Origin of the sequence: Xanthocytophaga flava (genome assembly GCF_030068545.1) — a bacterium.
In the GTDB taxonomy this organism is placed as follows: Bacteria; Bacteroidota; Bacteroidia; order Cytophagales; family 172606-1; genus Xanthocytophaga; species Xanthocytophaga flava.
The window spans coordinates 61,447-81,857 of the sequence record NZ_JASJOR010000029.1; the positions used below are offsets into that span (position 1 = coordinate 61,447).

Annotated in this window: 16 protein-coding genes; 9 read left to right on the forward strand and 7 right to left on the reverse strand. The window is 36.8% G+C overall.

Features of this window, described 5'->3' with window-relative positions:
- Positions 1-11 precede the first annotated feature (11 nt).
- The 6 genes from fabG to QNI15_RS30415 form a co-directional block, all read right to left on the reverse strand.
- Positions 12-740, reverse strand: a complete 729-nt coding sequence (gene fabG, locus QNI15_RS30390; RefSeq protein WP_314002185.1) for a 3-oxoacyl-ACP reductase FabG — start codon at positions 738-740, stop codon at positions 12-14.
- A gap of 120 nt (positions 741-860) precedes the next feature.
- Positions 861-2,390 carry an HAL/PAL/TAL family ammonia-lyase gene (locus QNI15_RS30395; protein WP_314035465.1) on the reverse strand — a complete coding sequence of 510 codons (1,530 nt, stop codon included), beginning with the start codon at positions 2,388-2,390 and terminating at the stop codon, positions 861-863.
- A gap of 92 nt (positions 2,391-2,482) precedes the next feature.
- A complete protein-coding gene (locus QNI15_RS30400; protein WP_314035467.1) occupies positions 2,483-3,697 on the reverse strand; it encodes a phenylacetate--CoA ligase family protein in 1,215 nt (404 codons plus the stop codon).
- 74 nt (positions 3,698-3,771) lie between these two features.
- Positions 3,772-4,155, reverse strand: a complete 384-nt coding sequence (gene acpS / locus QNI15_RS30405) for a holo-ACP synthase (protein ID WP_314035468.1) — start codon at positions 4,153-4,155, stop codon at positions 3,772-3,774.
- Entirely contained in the window at positions 4,152-5,873 is a 1,722-nt protein-coding gene (locus QNI15_RS30410) for a C45 family peptidase (RefSeq protein WP_314035470.1), read from the reverse strand. The genes acpS and QNI15_RS30410 overlap by 4 nt, the downstream gene beginning before the upstream one ends.
- A gap of 89 nt (positions 5,874-5,962) precedes the next feature.
- Complete coding sequence (locus QNI15_RS30415) at positions 5,963-7,729, reverse strand: glycoside hydrolase family 9 protein (RefSeq protein ID WP_314035472.1); 1,767 nt, start codon at positions 7,727-7,729, stop codon at positions 5,963-5,965.
- Positions 7,730-7,879: 150 nt separating this feature from the next.
- Between QNI15_RS30415 and QNI15_RS30420 the strand changes: the two genes are divergently transcribed.
- Positions 7,880-8,410, forward strand: a complete 531-nt coding sequence (locus QNI15_RS30420) for a DUF3124 domain-containing protein (RefSeq protein WP_314002197.1) — start codon at positions 7,880-7,882, stop codon at positions 8,408-8,410.
- 1,163 nt (positions 8,411-9,573) lie between these two features.
- Positions 9,574-11,553, forward strand: coding sequence for a tetratricopeptide repeat-containing sensor histidine kinase (locus QNI15_RS30425; protein WP_314035474.1), 1,980 nt, complete (start codon positions 9,574-9,576; stop codon positions 11,551-11,553).
- Between the two features lie 126 nt (positions 11,554-11,679).
- Here QNI15_RS30425 and QNI15_RS30430 read toward each other — a convergent pair whose 3' ends face one another.
- Entirely contained in the window at positions 11,680-12,303 is a 624-nt protein-coding gene (locus QNI15_RS30430; RefSeq protein ID WP_314002201.1) for a murein L,D-transpeptidase catalytic domain family protein, read from the reverse strand.
- Positions 12,304-12,656: 353 nt separating this feature from the next.
- On the opposite strand from QNI15_RS30430, the gene QNI15_RS30435 reads away from it, so the two are divergent.
- From QNI15_RS30435 to QNI15_RS30465, 7 genes are all read left to right on the forward strand, one after another.
- Entirely contained in the window at positions 12,657-13,508 is an 852-nt protein-coding gene (locus QNI15_RS30435) for a YitT family protein (protein ID WP_314002203.1), read from the forward strand.
- Between the two features lie 267 nt (positions 13,509-13,775).
- Positions 13,776-15,281 carry a 4-alpha-glucanotransferase gene (malQ, locus tag QNI15_RS30440; protein WP_313988805.1) on the forward strand — a complete coding sequence of 502 codons (1,506 nt, stop codon included), beginning with the start codon at positions 13,776-13,778 and terminating at the stop codon, positions 15,279-15,281.
- A 425-nt stretch (positions 15,282-15,706) separates the two neighbouring features.
- The gene (locus QNI15_RS30445; RefSeq protein WP_314002206.1) at positions 15,707-16,270 is read left to right on the forward strand and encodes an RNA polymerase sigma factor; all 564 of its coding nucleotides are present in this window, start codon (positions 15,707-15,709) and stop codon (positions 16,268-16,270) included.
- A complete protein-coding gene (locus tag QNI15_RS30450) occupies positions 16,242-17,222 on the forward strand; it encodes a hypothetical protein (protein ID WP_314035476.1) in 981 nt (326 codons plus the stop codon). The genes QNI15_RS30445 and QNI15_RS30450 overlap by 29 nt, the downstream gene beginning before the upstream one ends.
- Before the next feature lie 10 nt (positions 17,223-17,232).
- Positions 17,233-18,333, forward strand: a complete 1,101-nt coding sequence (locus QNI15_RS30455; protein WP_314002210.1) for a serine hydrolase domain-containing protein — start codon at positions 17,233-17,235, stop codon at positions 18,331-18,333.
- Positions 18,330-19,091 (forward strand): hypothetical protein, encoded by a 762-nt coding sequence (locus QNI15_RS30460; RefSeq protein ID WP_314002212.1) that lies wholly within the window; start codon positions 18,330-18,332, stop codon positions 19,089-19,091. Before QNI15_RS30455 ends, QNI15_RS30460 begins: the two co-directional genes overlap by 4 nt.
- Before the next feature lie 622 nt (positions 19,092-19,713).
- Positions 19,714-20,358, forward strand: coding sequence for a hypothetical protein (locus QNI15_RS30465; protein WP_314002215.1), 645 nt, complete (start codon positions 19,714-19,716; stop codon positions 20,356-20,358).
- Positions 20,359-20,411 lie beyond the last annotated feature (53 nt).

The following is a 20,411-nucleotide window of genomic DNA, read 5'->3' on the forward strand; positions in this document are numbered from 1 at the left end:
GTCAAAACAAATTATGAATATAGTCCGCCATTGATTGAGATAACCTCACCTGTGATGTACGATGAGTTTTCTGATGCAAGGAACGAAACTAATTCAGCAACTTCTTCGGGTTTTCCAAATCGATTTACTGGAATCAGGGCTTTTATCTCCTTTTCATTCATATCAGCTGTCATTTCAGTAGTGATGAATCCTGGAGCTACTGCATTAACAGTAATACCGCGTCTTCCTACTTCCTGGGCCAGCGCTTTGGTCGCTCCAATTACACCCGCTTTTGCTGCAGAATAGTTGGTTTGACCTGGTACTCCTTTTAACCCGGATAATGATACAATGTTTATAATTCGACCAAACTTTTTTACAAGCATAGGGTTAAGTACCTGTTTAGTAATATTATAGAACCCTCCCAGGCTAATATTTAAAACGGAATCCCAATCCTTTGGTTCCATCCATAACATCAGTGTATCTTTCCGGACTCCCGCATTGTTAATAAGAACTTCAATGGTTTTATCTTTATTCGCTTCAATCCACCCCCCCAGTATAGTTTCTACCTGATGACGATCTGATACATCAAATTTTAATAATTGTCCCTGTCCTCCTGCTTCGTGAATTTGTGCCAATGTTTTTTCCGCTTCCAGATCATTCGATAAATAATTTAGAATAACAAAAAAACCATCTTTTGCCAGTTTTACAGCAATTGCCCTGCCAATTCCTCTTGCCCCTCCTGTTACTAATGCATATTTCATTTAAAATAGACTAAATTTATTAATTGCTGAAAATCAATATAGGTATATATAGTACAAAGACAAAATTAGTATAAATGTACATAAATTGTACTCTTCTGATACCTGCTAATGTATAGATTGTTAAAATCCTGTACTAAGAAAGCACAAATCTTTTACCTGTTGTATCTTCTCATATTGTGGCTGATCATCTGTAAAAGCCTGAAATGTCTGTTGTAGTTGATTAATAACTTGCTGATTGGCCTTAGAAAGTTTTTCTTTTATATTCAGTATATCAATCGCTTGAACCAGTGCCATGAGTTCAATTGCCAGAACTTGAGATGCATTATCAATTACTTTATTACAAATCAGAGCTGCATTAGTTCCCATACTGACAATGTCCTGATTATCATTGTTATTGGGAATACTATGCAGGTACATAGGATAGGACAGGGTCTGAATTTCTGCGGTTGTAGAAGTAGCTGTAAATTGTACTCCCTGAAAACCAAAATTCAACCCCAAAACGCCTTTGTTCAAAAAGGGTGGAAGCTTTTCATTGATCCTGTGATTCATTAGATAGTTTAGCTGACGTTCAGATAACATGGCCAGTTTTGCTATGGCAATTTTTACTTTATCCATCTCCAGCGATACATAATCTCCATGAAAGTTGCCTCCATGAAATACATTCTCCACCTCGTGATTAACAATAGGGTTATCATTCACCGAGTTCAATTCTTCTACGACAAGCTTTTCTGCCAACTCAAGTGTATCTTCCACTGGGCCCAGAATCTGAGGGACACAACGGATAGAATAATATTCCTGCACTTTTTCTTCAAATACAGGGTCATCAACCTTTTTGTAAAGGTGTTTGGTGCGGGATTTTACCAGCTGACTACCAGAGACCTGTTCCCGTATCTTTTTTGCGATATTGTTTTGTCCCTTGTGCCATTTTACTTCATTTAATTCTATAGAGAAGAAGTCGTCATATGATTCTGTTATTTCTGTAATCAAAGATGTGGCAACAACAGCCCAATGAAGCACTTTTTTTGCCTGAATAAGGTTGACCAGTGCAATACCTGTCATAAAAGAGGTCCCATTCATGATGGCTAGCCCCTCCCGAATATGTATAGCTAGTGGTTTCAGCTGTAGTTGCTGAAAAACCTGGGATGCCGGAAGTATCTCTCCTTTATAATGTACTTTCCCTTCTCCAATAAGGCACAATGATAGATGTGCTAACTGAACCAGATCCCCACTGGCTCCAACCCCTCCATGTTCATATACTACAGGTGTAACCTGGTGATTGAGTAGATCTTTTAATAAAAGAACCAGTTCTTCATGGATGCCGGATCTGGCTTGAATAAGGCTATTGAGACGAGCAATCATGGCCGCTCTCACAAAAAGAGGAGGAAGCATGGCACCTGTACCTGAACAATGACTGCGAATCAGATTGTATTGTAATTGTACCCGATCTTCATCACTTATCTTGTATTGGGCCATTGGTCCAAAACCTGTATTGATGCCATATATTACTTTATCCTTCGCGAATTTCTCTAAAAAAGAAAAATTTGAACGGATATTCTGAAGTTTGGCTTCATCTATTGAAATAGACTCTTTTGCTGATAAATGGGTAATGAAATTGTTTAATTCCAGTAGTTTTTCTCCGATAGATAACATTTTAAATCATAGTATGTTGCAAAACTACGTTTTCTTTTGCAAAATGAATAATGGCTGACTTTAATTGCATTATTGAAAATGCAAAAAATACTTTATAAGGTTGTGCGACGATCAATAAAATCTACTGGTTTGCGGAAATTGAAGCTCATCTTTATTGCATTGATTTCCTGAGTGGTTGTCACTAAAATATCTGGAGTAACCCGTATCCTTGCCTGAAAATGCTCCTTAATACGAGAAATAAGATCGGCATCTTTTTCATTGCCTGCTACATATATTTTAATGCAGTCAAGCCCCATTTCATCTGTAACCACTTCTGAATAATAGGCTGAAATATAATCCAGTTCATGCAGGAGTTCTGTGAGAGCAGGGGGGTATAATGTTGTGCCTTTATATTTGATCATCTGATTTTTGCGCCCCTGTAAAGGCCCAAGTCGAAGAGTCGTACGTCCACATTCACAAAGTGACAGATGGTATTGGCAAATATCTCCGGTTTTGAAACGTAACAAAGGCATACCTTCTATACCTAATGTGGTAATAACTAACTCTCCTGATGTCCCTGGAGGTACAGGTTCATCCTGTTGATCTACTACTTCAGCAAACACCAGTTCTGGTAAGTGGTGTCCTCCCTTTCCTGCATGACATTCTGTAAAAGCTGTTGCCATTTCTGTTGAGGCATAGGTAGAGTAAAGGTGTATCGGCCATTTATCTGTGATTTTTTGACCTAATACATTAAGCGAAAAATCCTGGTTCCGAATAGGCTCTCCTATACATATGATTTTGGTAACTGAAGTTGCAGAAGGATCAATCTGATTTTTTTCTGCATACTCCAGCATCTTGAGTATAAATGAAGGAACTGCAATTAAAACAGTTGTCTGATGTTCTTTGATAAGTTTCCACTGAAGATCCGGAAGTCCAGGACCTACCCGTAACAGTGATGCTCCTATTTTACGTAACCCCAGTACATAGGCTATACCTGCCATAAACAGCCTGTCTGAGGTAGTAGTAAGCTGTACAATATCCTCTCGATGTATGCCTGCTATGGAAAGGGATTTAGATTCATTGATTGCTAATCGTTCCAGATCATTATCTGTAAGATAAAAAGAAACAGGAGCACCTGAGGTTCCGGAAGTACTAACAATGTCCGTAATTCTAGATAGAGGCTGACAAAGAAATTCTTTATTGTATGTCTGTATATCAGCTTTGGTTGTAAATGGGAATTTACGAATATCTTCAATTGATACGAGACTTTCTTCAGTGAGTTGGTATTCTGTTAGAATTCGTTCGTAATAAGCCGAATTCAAACGCATGTAATGTATTTGTTTCTGTAGGACTTCTAACTGAGACTGTTGTTGTTCTAAAAGAGTATAGGAAACGAATGTCATTAGTCTGATTCAATGATCACAAAAGCAAAAGCTTCTGTAGATGAGTGTGACATACTTATATGTACTTTAGGTGTAAAGGTAAACAGGTTTGTGAAAAGCATTCTAATAGTATCATTTATTTCGATGTAAGGTTTTCCATCTGACTGGTTATGTATAACGATCTGATTGAGGGGAATGGATAAATCTATACCTGTTCCTATTGCCTTCAAAAAGGCTTCCTTTGCGGCAAACCGGGCTGCAAAGGATTCATATTTCTTGGTTTTTCGATTGCATATTTCAATTTCAACAGAAGAAAAAACATAGGATAGAAAATCCGGATTTTTAGAGATCTTTTTCTGGATGCGTTCCACATCCACATTGTCTATGCCTATTCCCAGAATCATAAATTTTCTTTACACTTTTGAATTACTTCCTCTATTGCCTTTCTCTCCTTATCAGAAGCCAAGTATTTGCTTTGTGCCATTTGAGCATATTGCAGGGATTTGGTGTAGTCTCTTTTTTGCTGATAATAGGTTGCCAGCAAAAGATAGGTATTAAAATATTCTTTATTTGATTCAATGAATTGTTTTTCTATTGCACTATTTAATACAAAGTCTTTCTGTGTAATCTGTTCTGCAATTTTTTTGTAAAACACTACATTTGTATAAGACGAGGTTGTTAAAAACGAATCAGCTGCAATAGTTTTGGATTCTATATTGATTAACTGTTTTTGTTGATCCAGAGGGTTTCCCTGAAAGACATCTGTAAGATTATACGCTTTGAATTTACCCAGATTATATGGATTGGAAGATACCCAAACCATACGTTGTTCTGGCATAAAGATAATTGCATGATGGGCTATCAGTTGATTTATCGCTGCTTCGTTGGTTAGCCCTATGTTTGTGTTGTGCAATCCCTTCTGATCTCGTAAGACATCTGCTACAGATTCATAAGTGAATTTGGACGTGTTATCCAGCAATTCATTCAGTCTCTCAAACCGTTTTTGTGTAGGGTTATTTTTCTGATGGTTAATATTCAGGGAGTCAGATTTAAATGTATTGCTTTGAAAGTGATTGGTACACAGAATACGAGATGATGATGCATCTGTTTGGTACATGCTGGTTTTAGTAGGTGTTTTTTCAATACTCACTACTTTGTGATCCTGTGCAGAACCGACTAATAACATCTCTGAAACAAATACATGACTTTTTTCTATAATATTGTATGCTTCCTGTGTTGTTCTGGCATACTGAAGCACTTGCCTGGCTACCAGTGAAATAGGCGTTGCTGTACCAGTAGGGATTTCGGATGGAGCTGCATTTAGTGTCACTGTAAGTCCATGTTCATTCATACCTGAAACCACTCCAATCATACCGCCCCAGGTAACAAGCATCATCTTATAGCCAGAATCAGGACGAACAAAGAGAACAATTTTATCCTGAGCAAATTTGTCTCCTACATAAAAATCAAAGTTGCGGCCTATAATAATCGAACCGTCTTCTGTTTTATCTCCCCATACACCAAAAGAAGTACAACCTACAAAGTTCATGTTCTGCATGGCATGGCCAATGTCATGAGCTCCATGATAATTTAAGATTCGCTGATAGGGTGGTGCAATATAATTGTGTTTGTCTGAAGCAAACCGGGAAACACCATAGATTTCTTTCTTATACTCTTCAGAGACATACTTATCCAGATCTTTATTAAAATAGCCTACTACATACTTTATAAAGTATTGATAAATAGTGGCTGGTAATAATTTATTCAGTGTTTCAACAAAAAAATCTTCCTGTTTATTGATTAATTCCTGTGATAACAGCCCATTGACATATCCCCGTTCGTATGCGTTGCCCTCAATATACATCTCATATAATCCTGCATCATTTTTTCGTATCCAGTTATTGCCACTGGCCCATCCACCCGAAATAGGAGTACGAGTATAGGAAAGTTGTTTTTCCTGTGCTGTTAAGATTGGATCATCAATGCGTGATATAAAATGCAAGCTAACTAAAAGAAGAATCAGACATATAACGAAACCTGCGAGGATTTTTAGAGCGAGTATACCAATCCTTTTTGCTTTAGATCTTTTAACTTTTTCTGAGGGAATATCTAGTTTGTTCATAGTTACATAGTAGCCGCCATGAAATGCTATTAAACGGCCGAGATGGTTTCGCAACGTCAAAAATACAGACTTTGTTCAGAGTTTCTATCTTATTTGATAGATCTCTGCAATGCTTCCAATGCTGTAACCAGATAAACCATAGGAGCATTCCAGTTAATAGCTATTTCATTAGTCGCATAAGAACAGTCAATGTCTGCATAACACTCATCTGCTATAGTAGTAGGGTACTCACACTTGTCCTGCTGTCCAGGATTGGCTCCACCTGCCAACAGTCCAGGAATAGGTGCATCAATACCATCTGCAATAGATGGTCTATGGTGCGGATGATGTGGAGATTTACTTCCTGAACCAGTTACATAACAATAGCCTGTTCCATTTCTGCCCAAAATAAAATCCAGATTACTAAGTGCATAATGAAGATAACGGGAATTGTGTGTAATCTGATAAGCATAAACGAGTGCAATCCCCTGATTAGCTGCCAGAGAATTGCTTCCCCAGATATAATCCTTGGCTGTTTTTCCCATGACGGTTCCGTAAGGCTGCATTTCCACATCTTTCAATAAATTATCTGCTAATGAGGTAATGTGTTTTTGGATAGAAGGCAAGTCTTTTTTTCCTGTTTGAGTGAGAGTACTTCCATAACGAGATAAGGTATAATAAGCAAGGGTCCTTACCTGATTCCAAGAAGGTATAGATAATGCATTATCCAGATCCTGTTTGATATAAGGGTAGTACTTATTATCCTTTGTGGTTACATATAATTCAGTCGCAGCCCATACCCATTCGTCTTTGTTACTTTTATCTTCATAACTGCCTGTGGTAATATCAGGGTCATTCTGCTGGTTAATAAGATTTTGTTGATACAGGACTTCCGGATTGTTTTGTGCCCATATCCATGCTTTTTGAGCAGATTGCAGGCAGGAGTCTGCCAATCCTGGCAGTTGCTTAGGATATTTTCTGAATACCCGGCTGGCCTGAGCCATTACAGCTGCAAAATCCAACGTAGCAATTGTATTTTTTTTGACTACATATCGGGGTTTGATAGCTCTGTCTGGCATGATCATACCATCAAAGGAAGCGTTGGTTAACTTGTGATAGACACCTCCATCTTCGGCATCCTGCATGGTAAGCATCCAACGTAAATTCCAGAGTATCTCATCCAACAGATCAGGGATAGCATTCTGACTTTCTGGAATGTTGGTATGGATAGTCTCCGTATATTTGGGGAAATCTTCATATAGTGACAATAAGGTTCCCATAGTGATGCCTGAATTAACGATGTATTTATTGTAATCTCCAGCATCGTACCAGCCTCTGGATGAAGATATGATAGTCCCTGCTGGGTGGTTGGCCGATGCTGCTGATGGATGAATGAGTATTTGTGTATCAGGATGACCTTCTGCACGAGCCCATTGTCCGGCAAATTTGCTGATAAGAGGAATAGAAGCCCGTTGGTAATAATAACTTTTCAAAGTGCTGACAGCCAATAGATGATGTACATTGTTTTTAATAGTAAAAGGGTACGAATAACCTACTGCTGGAATAGAAAGAATAAATGTTCCCTGTTTGTGAAAAGAAGAAAAATCTGCCAGACGAACTATCTTGCCTGAAATTGCATTAGTAACAGGTTTCTGAAGTTTTCCGGAAAAGAGGGTATCAGTATGTGTTGTGTTGAGAATATAGAAAGAAGACTCTTCTGCTGTTATAATGGCTGCTGTTTTAGGTCCATTGGGATAGAAGCCTATCTGGTTAAGCCGTATTTTATCAGATGTTGTCTGACTCAGTGCTGAATGTGAAAAACAAATGGTAAAAATGAAAAGCAAAAAAAACAAAGGACAGGTAAACCAATTTTTCATATACTAGGGGCTATAAAATACTATAAAGATGACTCGACAGACTATTTCTCAGGATTCGATAGGAAAACTACCCGATTAAATGAATACTTACAAATACTTTTCAGGATTAGAGTTATTTTCTTTATAGAACTATTTAATGAAGGATCATATATGAAGAATAGAGTATTAGCAGATCATATCTGGACATTAGGTATATGTTTAGTGCTTTTTGTACAATGTAAGCAGGAGAAAAAGTTCACGGGACATAAAACTGTTCGGGAATATACTACTGCTCAGATCAAATTTGATACACTAACATATCAGGAAAAAGTATACGTGCCTACTTATTCAGAAATATATCACAATGCGGAAGATCAGTATTTTCCTTTGCTTACTTCCTTAAGTATACGAAATACCAGTTTAACAGAGAATATGTATGTGAATGCTGTTGATTATTATGATACAGAAGGAAAGCAACTAAAAAAATACCTGGAAAAATCGATTGTACTTAGGCCTTTACAATCTGTAGAATTTCCGGTCACACATAATGATAAAGGAGGGGCTGGAGCCAATTTTATAGTGACATGGGGATGTGCAGCCAATATGATTCCTGTTATTCAGGCTGTAATGATAGGATCAGCTTATCAGCAAGGAATTTCATTTGTGACAGAAGGTGTGGTTATTGAGAAAAAAGGTCTATAGACAATAAAAGAAAACTTTTGGACAGATATGCTTGAAATTGATCTTCGTATTTTGGTGCCAATACAGTAGAGGCTTTGCCAATTTGGATAGAACTTCTCTCAATAAAGGCTATTTGGCTATATAGGACTTTTGTATGCGTAAAAACTGATCTGCAGGAAGGTGTTCTTCATGTCACTTTAAACTCAGGAGTGTAAGAATAGGTTTGTCACTGGTTTGTAGAAACATCTTACTATAATCTTTCAAACCCTCAAAATAGCAAACATCTTTGAGTTCAACCTTGATTTGCTTTTATTCTGAATAGACCATAAGGATGTCTTTTACGGGTGTATTTGTTGTGGACTGATTTTGCAGCATCTCAAACCATTCTTTGTCTTTGTTGGCTGCCTTTAGAAATTCTGTGTAACTGGCTAGTTTTTCCTAAATGTTTTGTGTTGCTGCCTATTGGAACATCTTCTCTAAAAGCCAGTTTTTAATTGTAGACCTCTATCTGAAAATATGATTAAGAATGCAATCAGAAATAATACTACGATTTCGTTTTCATCGCTGCTCGATACTATTTATTCAAAGGTATGGCTCTGTATAGAGCTAGAAAAGATGGACTAGAAGTAGGGGCGAAATGTATAGATAATCGTAGGAGCTGACTTGATGAAATGAGAAGTGAATAGGTTGGAAAATAGATGTTTTGCTCTAAAACAAAGAAAGTTTTATAATTTCCTTAATATAGATACAGAGTTTTAACGAATAGAAACATTTTGTGTTGATAAGTAAAAAATTGTTATCTAAATATAGAGGGTGGAGTACATTTGTCTGGTAATGTTACACCTTTTGTGAGATATTTCTTACATATGTAAATTATACCCTTAAAATCCATTTTGTAATCTTCAATGTTAAGGTAATATCAAAGTTGGTCGCACAAATAAAGTTTTCTGTCGTGTATATGTGTGATTTAATCCTTGTTGTAGTTCCTTTCCTGGATTGATCCGGTAACTAAATTTATCATCCCTTTCGTGAAAATATGTACTGATACATCCATTGAAATATCGATTATATCCACGATTTGAATATGATCTTACACCCAATCTGAATACATCTTATTTACCTATGTCTGCTTTAGAGTAATATTGGATTAGTAAAATCGAAAAGGATAGAAAATAAAGCGTTTAATGCATAAAATAATTGTGTGGTTATTAGTGTTGGGAGTGCCCAGTCTGCTAGTAGGACAATCTGTAAAAACAGATAGTCTGCATATAGCTGTATTGGGGGCAACCAACCCTGTGCAGAAGGCAGATGCATTAAATAATCTGGCAGACGCTTATCGGTTCAAGAATACAGACAGTACTATTTCTATTGGTACACAGGCACTTTTGTTGGCCAAGCGAAATGACTATGCAAAAGGCGAAATTATAGGATTATATAATGTTGGAAATGGGTACCTTTCCCAGGGCGATTATCATCGTACATTATCTTATTTGTTGAGAGCGTTGCGGATAGCAGAAGAACATGCGAATGATTCTGTTCAGCCAATGATTCTGAATAGTGTAGGGACTGTATATATGAAATCTGAAAAACTGGATCAGGCCATGTATTATTATGAGAAAGCTAAGCAACTTGCTGAGATACAGAAGGATAAGTTCTTGCTTGCTAAGATATTAGGGAACATTGGCAATATTTACTGGGCACAGAAAAAGATCATGGAAAGCCTGCACTACAAGCAGAAATCTTTGACTATTTCACGTGAGAACAATGATTTGATAGGAGTTGCTACAGAGCTATATAATATTGGTCTGATTTATCTCCAGCAAAACAGACATGATTATGCTTTGACATTTTATAAAGAATCATACAATTTATCTGAACGTCTGGAAGATAAAGAAGGGTTGGCATTCTGTTCATTTGATATGGGAGAAGTATATCTGCATCAAAAGGACTATAAGGCAGCCATTACGTATATCCACAAAGGGCTGGATCAGGCAAAAAAGCTGAAGAGTAAAAATTTGATCTATCGGGGATATGATTTGCTATTTCAATTGTATGAAAAGCAGAAAGACTATGTCAATGCATTAAGCTATCACAAGCTGGCTACTGCAATCAAGGATAGTATCTTTAGTCTGGAAAGAGAGAGAGCATTGAAAGAAGTACAGACAGATTATGATCTGAATAAAAAACAAAAAGAAATAGATCTTCTGTATAAAGATAAAACTATGCAGGATGCACAATTGCATAGTCAGTCGATACAACAGAATATCTTGATTTTTGGTCTTACACTGATTGCAGTTGTTGCATTGTTGTTCTGGATCAACATGCAAAGCCGTAAGAAGATAAATATGCTTCTTGAACAGGAAAATGAACTGGTTAGATTGCAGAAAGAAGAGATTTTTAATCAGACACAGGAAATCGCAGATCAGAATCAAAAACTAGAAGCTTTAAATGTAACAAAAGATAAACTGTTTTCTATTATCTCTCATGATTTGAGAAGTCCATTAAATACACTTCAGTCTATGTTGGAAATTGTACGGGATGGTATCTTATCTGAAGAAGAGACGGTAGAGATCACAGGATTATTGTATAAAAAAGTAAGACATACATCCGATTTGCTGGATAATCTGCTTAACTGGGCTAAAAGTCAGATGGAAGGAATTCGGATACATCAGGAAAATGTTAATCTCCAGGAGCTAATTCAGTCAAACGTCGATTTGTTTTTGCCTCAGGCATTAGAGAAAAAGATTGTGATGGAAAATAATGTGTTAATGCCTGTTTATGTAAATGCAGACAAGAATATGTTGCTGCTGGTTATTCGTAATTTGCTTAATAATGCTATCAAATTTACCACTGCTCAGGGATGTGTACGTATCTCAGCAGAGATCCAATCTGAGAAAGTGGTAGTTTGTGTTCAGGACACAGGAGTAGGAATTGACCCAGACCGAATCGATAAATTATTTAAAGTTCAGTCTCTTTTTACGACCTATGGTACATCTAATGAGAAAGGTACAGGACTGGGATTATTATTGTGTAAAGATTTTGTAGAGAAGAATGGTGGCGATATCTGGGTGAAAAGCTCTATAAATCAAGGTAGCCGTTTCTATTTCAGTGTTCCTCTATATGTTCAATTGAGAGAAATTTCTTCATTTACACTGGCTTCATAAATCAGTAAAACAATAAAATAAAAAAGAAGAGTCGTACTTTGCCATTTCATTGAATGAGCAAAATATGACTCTTCTTTTTGAATGGCTGATCTTGCATACCTTACTATAAAAGACCAATCTACTCTATTACTCTGTCGCTTGTGATGTTAACTGTGGTAGAGCTAATGCCGGAATTGAGGGCAGTTGTTTGAATGCCCAGATAAATGCATTGGTGTTTTCCAGTAGTTTAACAACCGTTTTTATATCCTCTGTAGGAACTGCAAAACATCCCTGACTATTTCCTTGTCTTTTATTTATCTGTGCGTTTTGAGAGGTAACATAGGGTGCAGCATGGAAAATAATACCTCTTGCTTCTGCCTGATCGTTTATTCCCCAATCTAATCCTACCAGCCGAAGGCTTAAGCCATGTTTACCATTAAATTGGTTTTTAGGAATGAAAACTCCAAGACTGGAGCAATTACTGCCTGAGTCGTTTGAAAAAATAGAGGCTTCTGCTGTTCTTCCTGTGCCTTTCCCATGGGCAACCCATGTGTGCAAAAGGCATTCTCCTGTCTTTAAATTTATAATCCACAACCGTTTTTCGTAAGAGGGTTTCGAAAAATCGACAACACAGGCAATCGTTCTGTTGGAAAGTTCTTTGTATTCAGAGGATAACTGTAATGCGTGTTGTTGAACATACGCAGGTAATAGCAGCTGGCCATAGGCATTCATCCCCATAACGGCAGCTATCAGAACAAAGAGTTTCTTCATGTAGCAAAGTAAGGTGTTATTAATGAAGGTAATTAGTAATTTTATAATAAGAAAGAGATGTAAATAGTTCATTCATAGGAGAAAATGTTGAAGAGTTCCTGATGAATTTTACATTTTTGATTGTTGAAGGGTACTTTGTTAAATAAAACGCCATCATAACATATCTATTTTATCAGAATCGATTTTTTTGTTTTTTTATTGTTACTAACCTGTTGGATTACAGCTTTATTATGGTGTTTTGGTGTGTTTTCTAAAAATCGGGAGGGCAATTTTATCCGGGATTTTTCGTATAATGGGAAACAACACCGTATACAATAAATGTAAAATATGTACAACTCATTAAATTTTATGGAATGAAGGAACACACTATACGGATTTTTAAAGATGTTATTTTAATTAGCTTTGGGATTTTGTCAGCTGGCATGGGGTTGAAAGGATTTCTTTCTTCCAGTGGGTTTATTGATGGAGGTGTTACTGGGATATCCATGTTGTTAGCTGATGTAATGGGCATTCCCCTTGCCATTCTGATTCTGCTTTTTAATATTCCATTCATTATAGTAGGTTACAAACAGATTGGAAAATGGTTTGCTCTTAAAAGTATTTTAGCTATTGCTGGATTGTCTTTGTGTTTGGCTTTTATTCGTTACCCGGATATCACACCAGATTTGTTGTTGACAGCTGTTTTTGGAGGATTTTTTATTGGAGCTGGTATTGGGCTTGCGATGAGAGGTGGAGCAGTGCTGGATGGAACGGAGATTGCGGCGTTGCTTATCAGTAGGCAAACAGCTATGTTTAGGGTAGGGGATATTATTCTGGTAATGAATATTTTCATTTTTTCAGCTGCTGCTTTTTTAAAGGATGTACAAGTCGCCCTTTACTCCATTCTGACTTACTTTGCAGCCTCCAAAACGTTGGATTTTATCTTGCATGGTATTGAGGAATATACTGCGCTGATTATCATATCAGATAAAAGTGAAGAAATTCGATTGAAAATTATCAATGAACTTCGACGAGGCATTACAGTGATCAAAGGTAAAAAGGGATTGTCAGGAGTTGATCAGGATATCTTGTTTTGTGTGGTCACACGTCTGGAAATGGGGAGAGTTAAACGTTGTGCACAAGAGATAGACAAAGATGCTTTTATTGTTATAGACGCTTTATCAGATGCTGAAGGTGGATTGGTGAAGAAGTCAAAGTTGCATTAAATGTGAATCTGCTGAATTTAAGTCTTATCTGATGTGGAAAGAGTAAATAGTTCTACAATTATATAGCAATTCAGAGGTGTAGAATATAGGAACTAATTTTTGATAGAAACAGATCAGATTATTTACCTTAATGAGTCTTATTATACTACTTTAAGTATACACACTTATTTTGTAGAGAGAATAGTTGCAAAGTATAGGTGAAGAGGAATAAATAAGGTGATATGATGGTATTTGTCGAATCAGATTAATCCGATATTCTATACCTTTATGTTGAATCAACGAGCCAGTGGAATTTTACTTCCCATTTTTTCTTTGCCTTCCTCACATGGAATTGGCGATCTAGGTGAAAAAGCTTACCAGTTTATCGACTTCCTGGAACAAACACATCAGAAATATTGGCAAATATTGCCTTTAACTCCTGTTGATCAGGGATTAGGTAATTCGCCTTATAGTAGTATTTCAGCTTTCGCTGGAAATACATTGTTTATTAGCCTCAACAAATTGTGCTATCAGGGATTGTTGAATTCCATAGATATAGAGAGCCCTCCTGAGTTTCCTGATGGACATATTGATTATCCGGCAGTCAGAGCCTTTAAAGAACCTTTACTTCATAAAGCGTTCGAAAATTTTAACAAGATTGTTGACGAAAATGCAAAAGAAGCGTTTCAGCAATTTTGTGAGGAAGAAGCTTACTGGTTGGATGACTATGCGCTATTCAAGTGTCTGAGAATTAAAAATAATGAGTATGCCTGGATTGACTGGGGGCATGAATTAGCCAATCGTGTACCGGAAGCATTAGCAGCAGCCAGAGATGAATTAGCCAATGAGATCCTGCGGGAGAAGTTTTTTCAATATCTCTTTTATCAGCAATGGTCAGAATTAAAGGCCTATAGCAATAAAAAAGGAGTGATGATTTTTGGTGATCTGCCTATCTATGTTAATTATGATAGTGTAGATGTCTGGGTAAATCCCCATCTTTTTAAACTGAATGAAAACAAATTACCTTATGTAGTAGCTGGTACACCTCCTGATCGGTTTAGCACTACAGGTCAATTATGGGGAAACCCTGTGTATAACTGGGATGCGATGCAGAATGAGAATTTTGAGTGGTGGTTACGCCGTATTGGACATAACTTCCTGTTGTTTGATCTTGTTAGGCTGGATCATTTTCTGGGATTTGTTAATTATTATGAAATTCCGGTTAATGAACCCACTGCTATCAATGGATATTGGCAGAAAGCTCCTGCAGAAGAATTTTTTACGGCATTGAATGCCCGTTTTCCTGATCCTGCTATTGTAGTAGAAGATCTGGGGACTATTTCTCCTGATGTAATTTCGTTTGTACAACGTCATCGGTTACCTGGCATGAAGGTACTGCAGTTTGCCTTTACCGGGGATCAAGAGATGAATCCACATCTTCCTCATAACCACAACAATCATAGTGTAGTCTATACAAGCCTTCATGATACCAACACTACACACGGATGGTGGCAAACAGAGGCTACAGAACATGAGAAATATCGCCTGGCTACATATGCCAGACAGGATTTGTCAACTGATAATGTAGCAGATGCCGTAGTACACATGGCTATGCAATCACGTGCAAACATTGTTATTGTTCCTATACAGGATATTCTCAATATGAATGAGACAGCACGTATTAATGTCCCGGGAACAAGTCATGGAAATTGGGAATGGCAATTAACAGATGGATGGGAATCTGAAAGTATAATACAAAAGTTAAATGCGTTTGTTATTGAAGGTGAAAGATAAGAACAGAAACTGAAGGGTAATAAAAATTTGCTGTTTGTAGAGCTTTTGTAATTTTAATCAGATTTTAATCTCTTATTTAGATTGTTTTAATCCCCACTCGGTATTTTTGTAAGCGTCACTAGTTAATGACTGGTGACTTCCATTTTATACCGAGGCTAAGTAACTTAAAAGTCTGTTCCCTTTGGGACAGACTTTTTTTATTTTTATCCGATCTATCTTGTCGTATTCACAGAAATAACTTTCCTGCTTACAGAATAGAAAATTTTATTTTCTATTGTTGCAGCGTTTACCTTACTTTTTACATTCTCCTATTTAAAGAGGTTTACCAATCAAAATTCATATGTTATTTCAACAGAGGTGAAAAAGATACATGGGTATTCCTTTTCTAAAGGAGAATAAGTGTAAAGTTATTTTTTCCATAGGTAATGACGCCTTTAATCTTTGACAAACAGCTTATCGAAAAATGTCGGTCAGCCGACAGAAAAGCTCAGAGAGCTTTGGTTGCTTATTTTTCACGACCTATGTTTTTGCATTGCTATCGGTATCTGAAAGACAAATCTGACACAGAAGAAGTTGTAAGTGATGGTTTCGTCAAAGTTTTTCAGCATATAACAGATGTTGACTACCGCGACAAACCAAGTTTTGAAGGATGGATACGCAGAATTATGATTAATGAGGCATTAGGCTTTTTGAGGAAAAGAAAGAAGCTGATGTATGTGGATGAGAAAGAGCAAGAGCTAATTCCTGAGCAACTGTCTGTTGACGAATCTCTGGCTGCAGAAGATATTTATCAGCTTATTCTCTCTCTACCTGTAAAATACCGGACTGTATTTAATATGTATGCAATAGAAGGGTATACCCATCAGGAAATTGCTGCCATACTGGAAATAACAGAAAGTACCTCTCGTTCCCAATTGGCCAGAGCAAGAAAAATGTTACAGGAGTTAATGGTTAAAATCAATGAGCGTTATGACACCGGAAGAGTTTGATAGAATAGTTAAAAATAAGATAGAAGAATTAACATCTATGCCGGATTTAGATTATACAGAAGATGTAATCTGGCAAAAGGTATATTCCAAAATAAAAATGAGGTCGTTTGGTTTTCCGTTTTTATGGATTGGAATCTTTTTAATGATCATTGTTGGACTTGTGGCTACTCAACTGCAAAATAATATTGTAAGGAATAGCTATAATTCGAAAACGCAATCTACTATGCAGAAGGCATCCATAACAACTTTAAAAGATTTATCCGCTAAAACTATAGAAAATGACCATGGAATCAGGCAATCTGTAATGCAAACAGCTGTACCTGTTATGTCTACGATAATTGAGCCTGATAAAGAAATAGTTTCAGCGCAACCAAGAACTACTATAAATAAGAGAAAAAGGCTTGTAGATCAAGTATACGATGATTATATCCACGACAGTACCTATGCTTATACTCTGCAAAACGATTCACAATCACAGGCACATCCACTGCCTGTGCTAATACCAGGCCATACAAGCGAATTGATTGATAAAATGCAGCCTGAGACGAGTCATGAAAACTATCTATGGCTATCATCTGATAGAATTATAATCGGAAACCGTTGGTTCAAGCCTCTTTCCCAACGATTATCGTTGGGATATGGGCTAGGAGCAGCTAAATCATTTTATGTGTCAGAAACAAATACAGCATTGTCAATGCCAACGCTTGAAATACCTGTAGAATTGAGATATTACTTGATACCAAGAGAAAAGCGGTTTACTGCTTTCATATATACTCTGTTAAATGGATCATTTACTGCCAATACTTCACAACTAACTTTGATCACAGGAGCAAAGGCGCACTATAGATTGTGGCAAAATTCCAGAAGTGCTGCATTTTTATTTGCTGATTTTCCTATGTATCAAAGACAACTATTCCCTAAAAGCAATCCTTATCAACAACCACTCCATTAACTCTATTAATATGTTTCAAAGATTCTGGGTAGGGTTATGTATGCTAACTCTTACTGGTTGTACCCCATTCCTGAACGACCCTGCTATGGTGTATAGTTATTATCCTCCTGATCAAAAGACTAGTGAGTGGTCAGTATCCTCATTGAATGCTGAAAATATTGCAATCAAACCAATTGAAGAATTGACCAATTTGATTCAGACAGAGAAGTATCGAAATATACATAGCTTACTCATTGTACGGAATGGAAAACTGGTCTATGAACAATATTTTAATGGGTATACTTCAGCTGTTCCTGAAAATATCTACTCTGCCACTAAAAGTATTACTTCTATCCTGACAGGCATTGCAATTGATCAACATATGATTGCAGATGTTAATTCTGAAGTACTTCTTTATTTTCCTGAGTATTTAAATGGACTTAATAATAAAGAACAAAAGAAGAAGATTACACTGAAACATCTTTTGACTATGAGTTCTGGACTGGCTTGTAATGATGCTGCTGGTCGTGCATCACCCGGATTTGAAGAAAATATGTATAAGAGCAGTGACTGGATTTATTTTACATTAGATCTTCCCGTTTTATATGAGGTAGGTACAATACCGCAATATTGTACTGCTGGTGTAGTTACGCTGGGGGGAGTCATCAACCGGGCATCTACTATGTCGACAGAGAGTTTTGCATGGAAATATTTATTTTCTCCACTGAATATACAATCTTATCGCTGGGATCGTATGCCTGATGGTGAAATAAGTGTAGGTGGAAGGCTTTTTATTCGGCCCATAGACATGGCTAAAATTGGTCAATTAATGCTGGATAAAGGAAAGTGGAAAGGACAACAACTGGTTTCAAGCCAATGGGTTACTGAATCTACTACCAAACAAGCAATACTTCAAAACTTTGAGTATGGATATCTCTGGTGGAGAAGGACATTTGTTATACAAGAGCACACTTATCAGATGTATTTTGCCTGGGGAAATGGAGGAAATTATTTGTGTGTATTGCCTGACTATAATACTGTATTGATTTGCACTGGAGGAAACCCTAATTCTGTCCTCAGTAATCAATTTTTTCAAATGTTACAATCCAAGCTTCTACCTGCCATTCAATGAAAATTTGTCTGAGCTTGTTTTGGGAGAGTTTGATCTGGCTTTTATGCCTGATTTATTATCCGGCATTTGGGCAGCAAACAGGTACATTTAGGTCTTTACAACTGCAGGTTGGTAGCGAATCTATCTATCTGAAAGATTATTTCCATGCACCATTTACTTATAAGGGAATACAAAGCGGCTTATTGTTGAGATATGAAAATACCTCTCAGAATCATATCTGGTTTGTTGAAAGTAGTTATATGAGAGGAAGTATACAATCTTCTATATCAGTAAAAGCACATATTCAACAAATTGGCTGTGATTTTTCGTATTTGCACCAGGTTGTAAAATCACTCAGAAATAGAGAAAGATTCAGATTATATGTGGGAGCAACGTTGAGTAACTATGGTTTTTTAGCTAATTACAATCCGGATCTGGAATATTCAGGAACTCAGGCTACACTGAGTTTGGCTATGGCTTTATCTGTAAGAGTTTCCTATCAGCTAAAATCTGCACATCAATTGGTATTTGTTGCTCAGAGTCCGTTTGTTGCCTGGCTATATCGTCCTGATTATGCTTTTAATGGAAACTATTATACCGAAATGGTTTGGCCTGGCACAAACATAACCATGCATATTGCACTGACTTATAACTATAACTGGAAAAAAAACTGGCAGTTAACAGCTATGTATCAATATAACTATTCTGAATACATGAATCCTCAGGCTTTATTCTTATTGAGACAGGGGATTTTTGCTGGTGTAAAGAAGCTGTTTTAGGTATAAGCGGCTAGTTCATAGAGCCCCTGTTGTTAGTATATTTATATCTTCAATATTTCTTACGTGCCTATGGTTTGCCAGAATTATCTCTGTTGTTCATCGATCTGATCATCAGATTGCTAATTCTGCAATCTACCGCAATGCTTGCAATAGGGAAGCTTTACTAATGAAATTCGATTCTTTGTAATCTTAACCACAAGTATTCTGATGATGTTTGGACTTTTGTTATATAAGGCAGATGCTATAAACCTCTCAGATGGCGAGCCTCACCTGTAATGGTTGAGCAGGAATGGTATAGTATTTGAGTACAGAGAATCTGATTTATTAGTTAGTATATTTATCAACTGCAAAAAGGTGTAGTAGTATGAGTGAAATTTGAATGGTATTAATACATCTTGTATATCGTTTTGAAAATCAGAGGATTTTACAGGATGTTCTAAAATATTGTGATTGTGTTACATTAAGAAGCCTTAGCTTACTAAATTGAGAACTTTCTTACCTGTAGAACGTATAGTAATATAATCTTTTATCGGAAAAAGCCGTATTTTGCTGAGAATCATTGAAATAAACTAGTATTAAGAAACGTTACGTGAATTAATATTCACTATTTGAGATAGTAAATATGTTTAGAATCCAGAAAGTTGCTACTATAATATCCTTTATCCTTCTGATGATTGTTTTCGATGCCTGTCGTGTCAAGCGATGTCCATTCGATAACTGTCATATCCGAATGCGTCATCGGCATCCTTCGATGATGGGTGGTGGTGGAGAAGCTGCACTGGTATATGATGCTAATGCCGGCCCAGAGTCAAACCTTGGGCCTGTTTATCGTGGTATTCCGTGGTGGCAAAGATACAAAGAAGTAAAGGTGACTCCCGGAGCTAAGAAACATAAGCTAATCAAAACCAAAGATCCTAAAATAGGTCAGGGATATAAACCTGGATATAAATATAAACATAAGGATAATAAACCATGGAGTAAGCGTATTGAAAAATACAAGAAGAAGAAGATAGAAGATGCAGAAAAAGAGGAACGTAAGGGAACTAAAAAAGGAGAGTCATTATCTGATGAACAACCTGCCGATGAGAACCCGCAATCAGAGGATATAAAAATTTTTGAAGGAGATAAAGAAGGTGATGCCTCTAATGTAACTACCCCAAAAGAATCCAAAAAAGAGCGGAAGGCAAAAGCCAAAAAGGAAAAGAAATCGAAAAAGAAAAAAGAAGAAGCTCCCGAGGAAACAGAAGAAGAAGAGGAAGGTTTCTAAACAATATACAATCTGTTTTAACAAACCCTGTCTGGTTATCAGACAGGGTTTGT

What these genes read in the sequence shown, in the direction of transcription:
- QNI15_RS30455 (WP_314002210.1), top strand. Translation starts at nt 17,233, where the DNA reads ATGTTTCAAAGATTCTGGGTAGGGTTATGTATGCTAACTCTTACTGGT.
- QNI15_RS30435 (WP_314002203.1), top strand. Translation starts at nt 12,657, where the DNA reads ATGAAGGAACACACTATACGGATTTTTAAAGATGTTATTTTAATTAGC.
- QNI15_RS30430 (WP_314002201.1), bottom strand. Translation starts at nt 12,303, where the DNA reads ATGAAGAAACTCTTTGTTCTGATAGCTGCCGTTATGGGGATGAATGCC.
- QNI15_RS30420 (WP_314002197.1), top strand. Translation starts at nt 7,880, where the DNA reads ATGAAGAATAGAGTATTAGCAGATCATATCTGGACATTAGGTATATGT.
- fabG (WP_314002185.1), bottom strand. Translation starts at nt 740, where the DNA reads ATGAAATATGCATTAGTAACAGGAGGGGCAAGAGGAATTGGCAGGGCA.
- QNI15_RS30425 (WP_314035474.1), top strand. Translation starts at nt 9,574, where the DNA reads ATGCATAAAATAATTGTGTGGTTATTAGTGTTGGGAGTGCCCAGTCTG.
- QNI15_RS30395 (WP_314035465.1), bottom strand. Translation starts at nt 2,390, where the DNA reads ATGTTATCTATCGGAGAAAAACTACTGGAATTAAACAATTTCATTACC.
- malQ (WP_313988805.1), top strand. Translation starts at nt 13,776, where the DNA reads ATGTTGAATCAACGAGCCAGTGGAATTTTACTTCCCATTTTTTCTTTG.
- acpS (WP_314035468.1), bottom strand. Translation starts at nt 4,155, where the DNA reads ATGATTCTGGGAATAGGCATAGACAATGTGGATGTGGAACGCATCCAG.
- QNI15_RS30445 (WP_314002206.1), top strand. Translation starts at nt 15,707, where the DNA reads ATGACGCCTTTAATCTTTGACAAACAGCTTATCGAAAAATGTCGGTCA.
- QNI15_RS30410 (WP_314035470.1), bottom strand. Translation starts at nt 5,873, where the DNA reads ATGAACAAACTAGATATTCCCTCAGAAAAAGTTAAAAGATCTAAAGCA.
- QNI15_RS30450 (WP_314035476.1), top strand. Translation starts at nt 16,242, where the DNA reads ATGAGCGTTATGACACCGGAAGAGTTTGATAGAATAGTTAAAAATAAG.
- QNI15_RS30415 (WP_314035472.1), bottom strand. Translation starts at nt 7,729, where the DNA reads ATGAAAAATTGGTTTACCTGTCCTTTGTTTTTTTTGCTTTTCATTTTT.
- QNI15_RS30460 (WP_314002212.1), top strand. Translation starts at nt 18,330, where the DNA reads ATGAAAATTTGTCTGAGCTTGTTTTGGGAGAGTTTGATCTGGCTTTTA.
- QNI15_RS30465 (WP_314002215.1), top strand. Translation starts at nt 19,714, where the DNA reads ATGTTTAGAATCCAGAAAGTTGCTACTATAATATCCTTTATCCTTCTG.
- QNI15_RS30400 (WP_314035467.1), bottom strand. Translation starts at nt 3,697, where the DNA reads ATGCGTTTGAATTCGGCTTATTACGAACGAATTCTAACAGAATACCAA.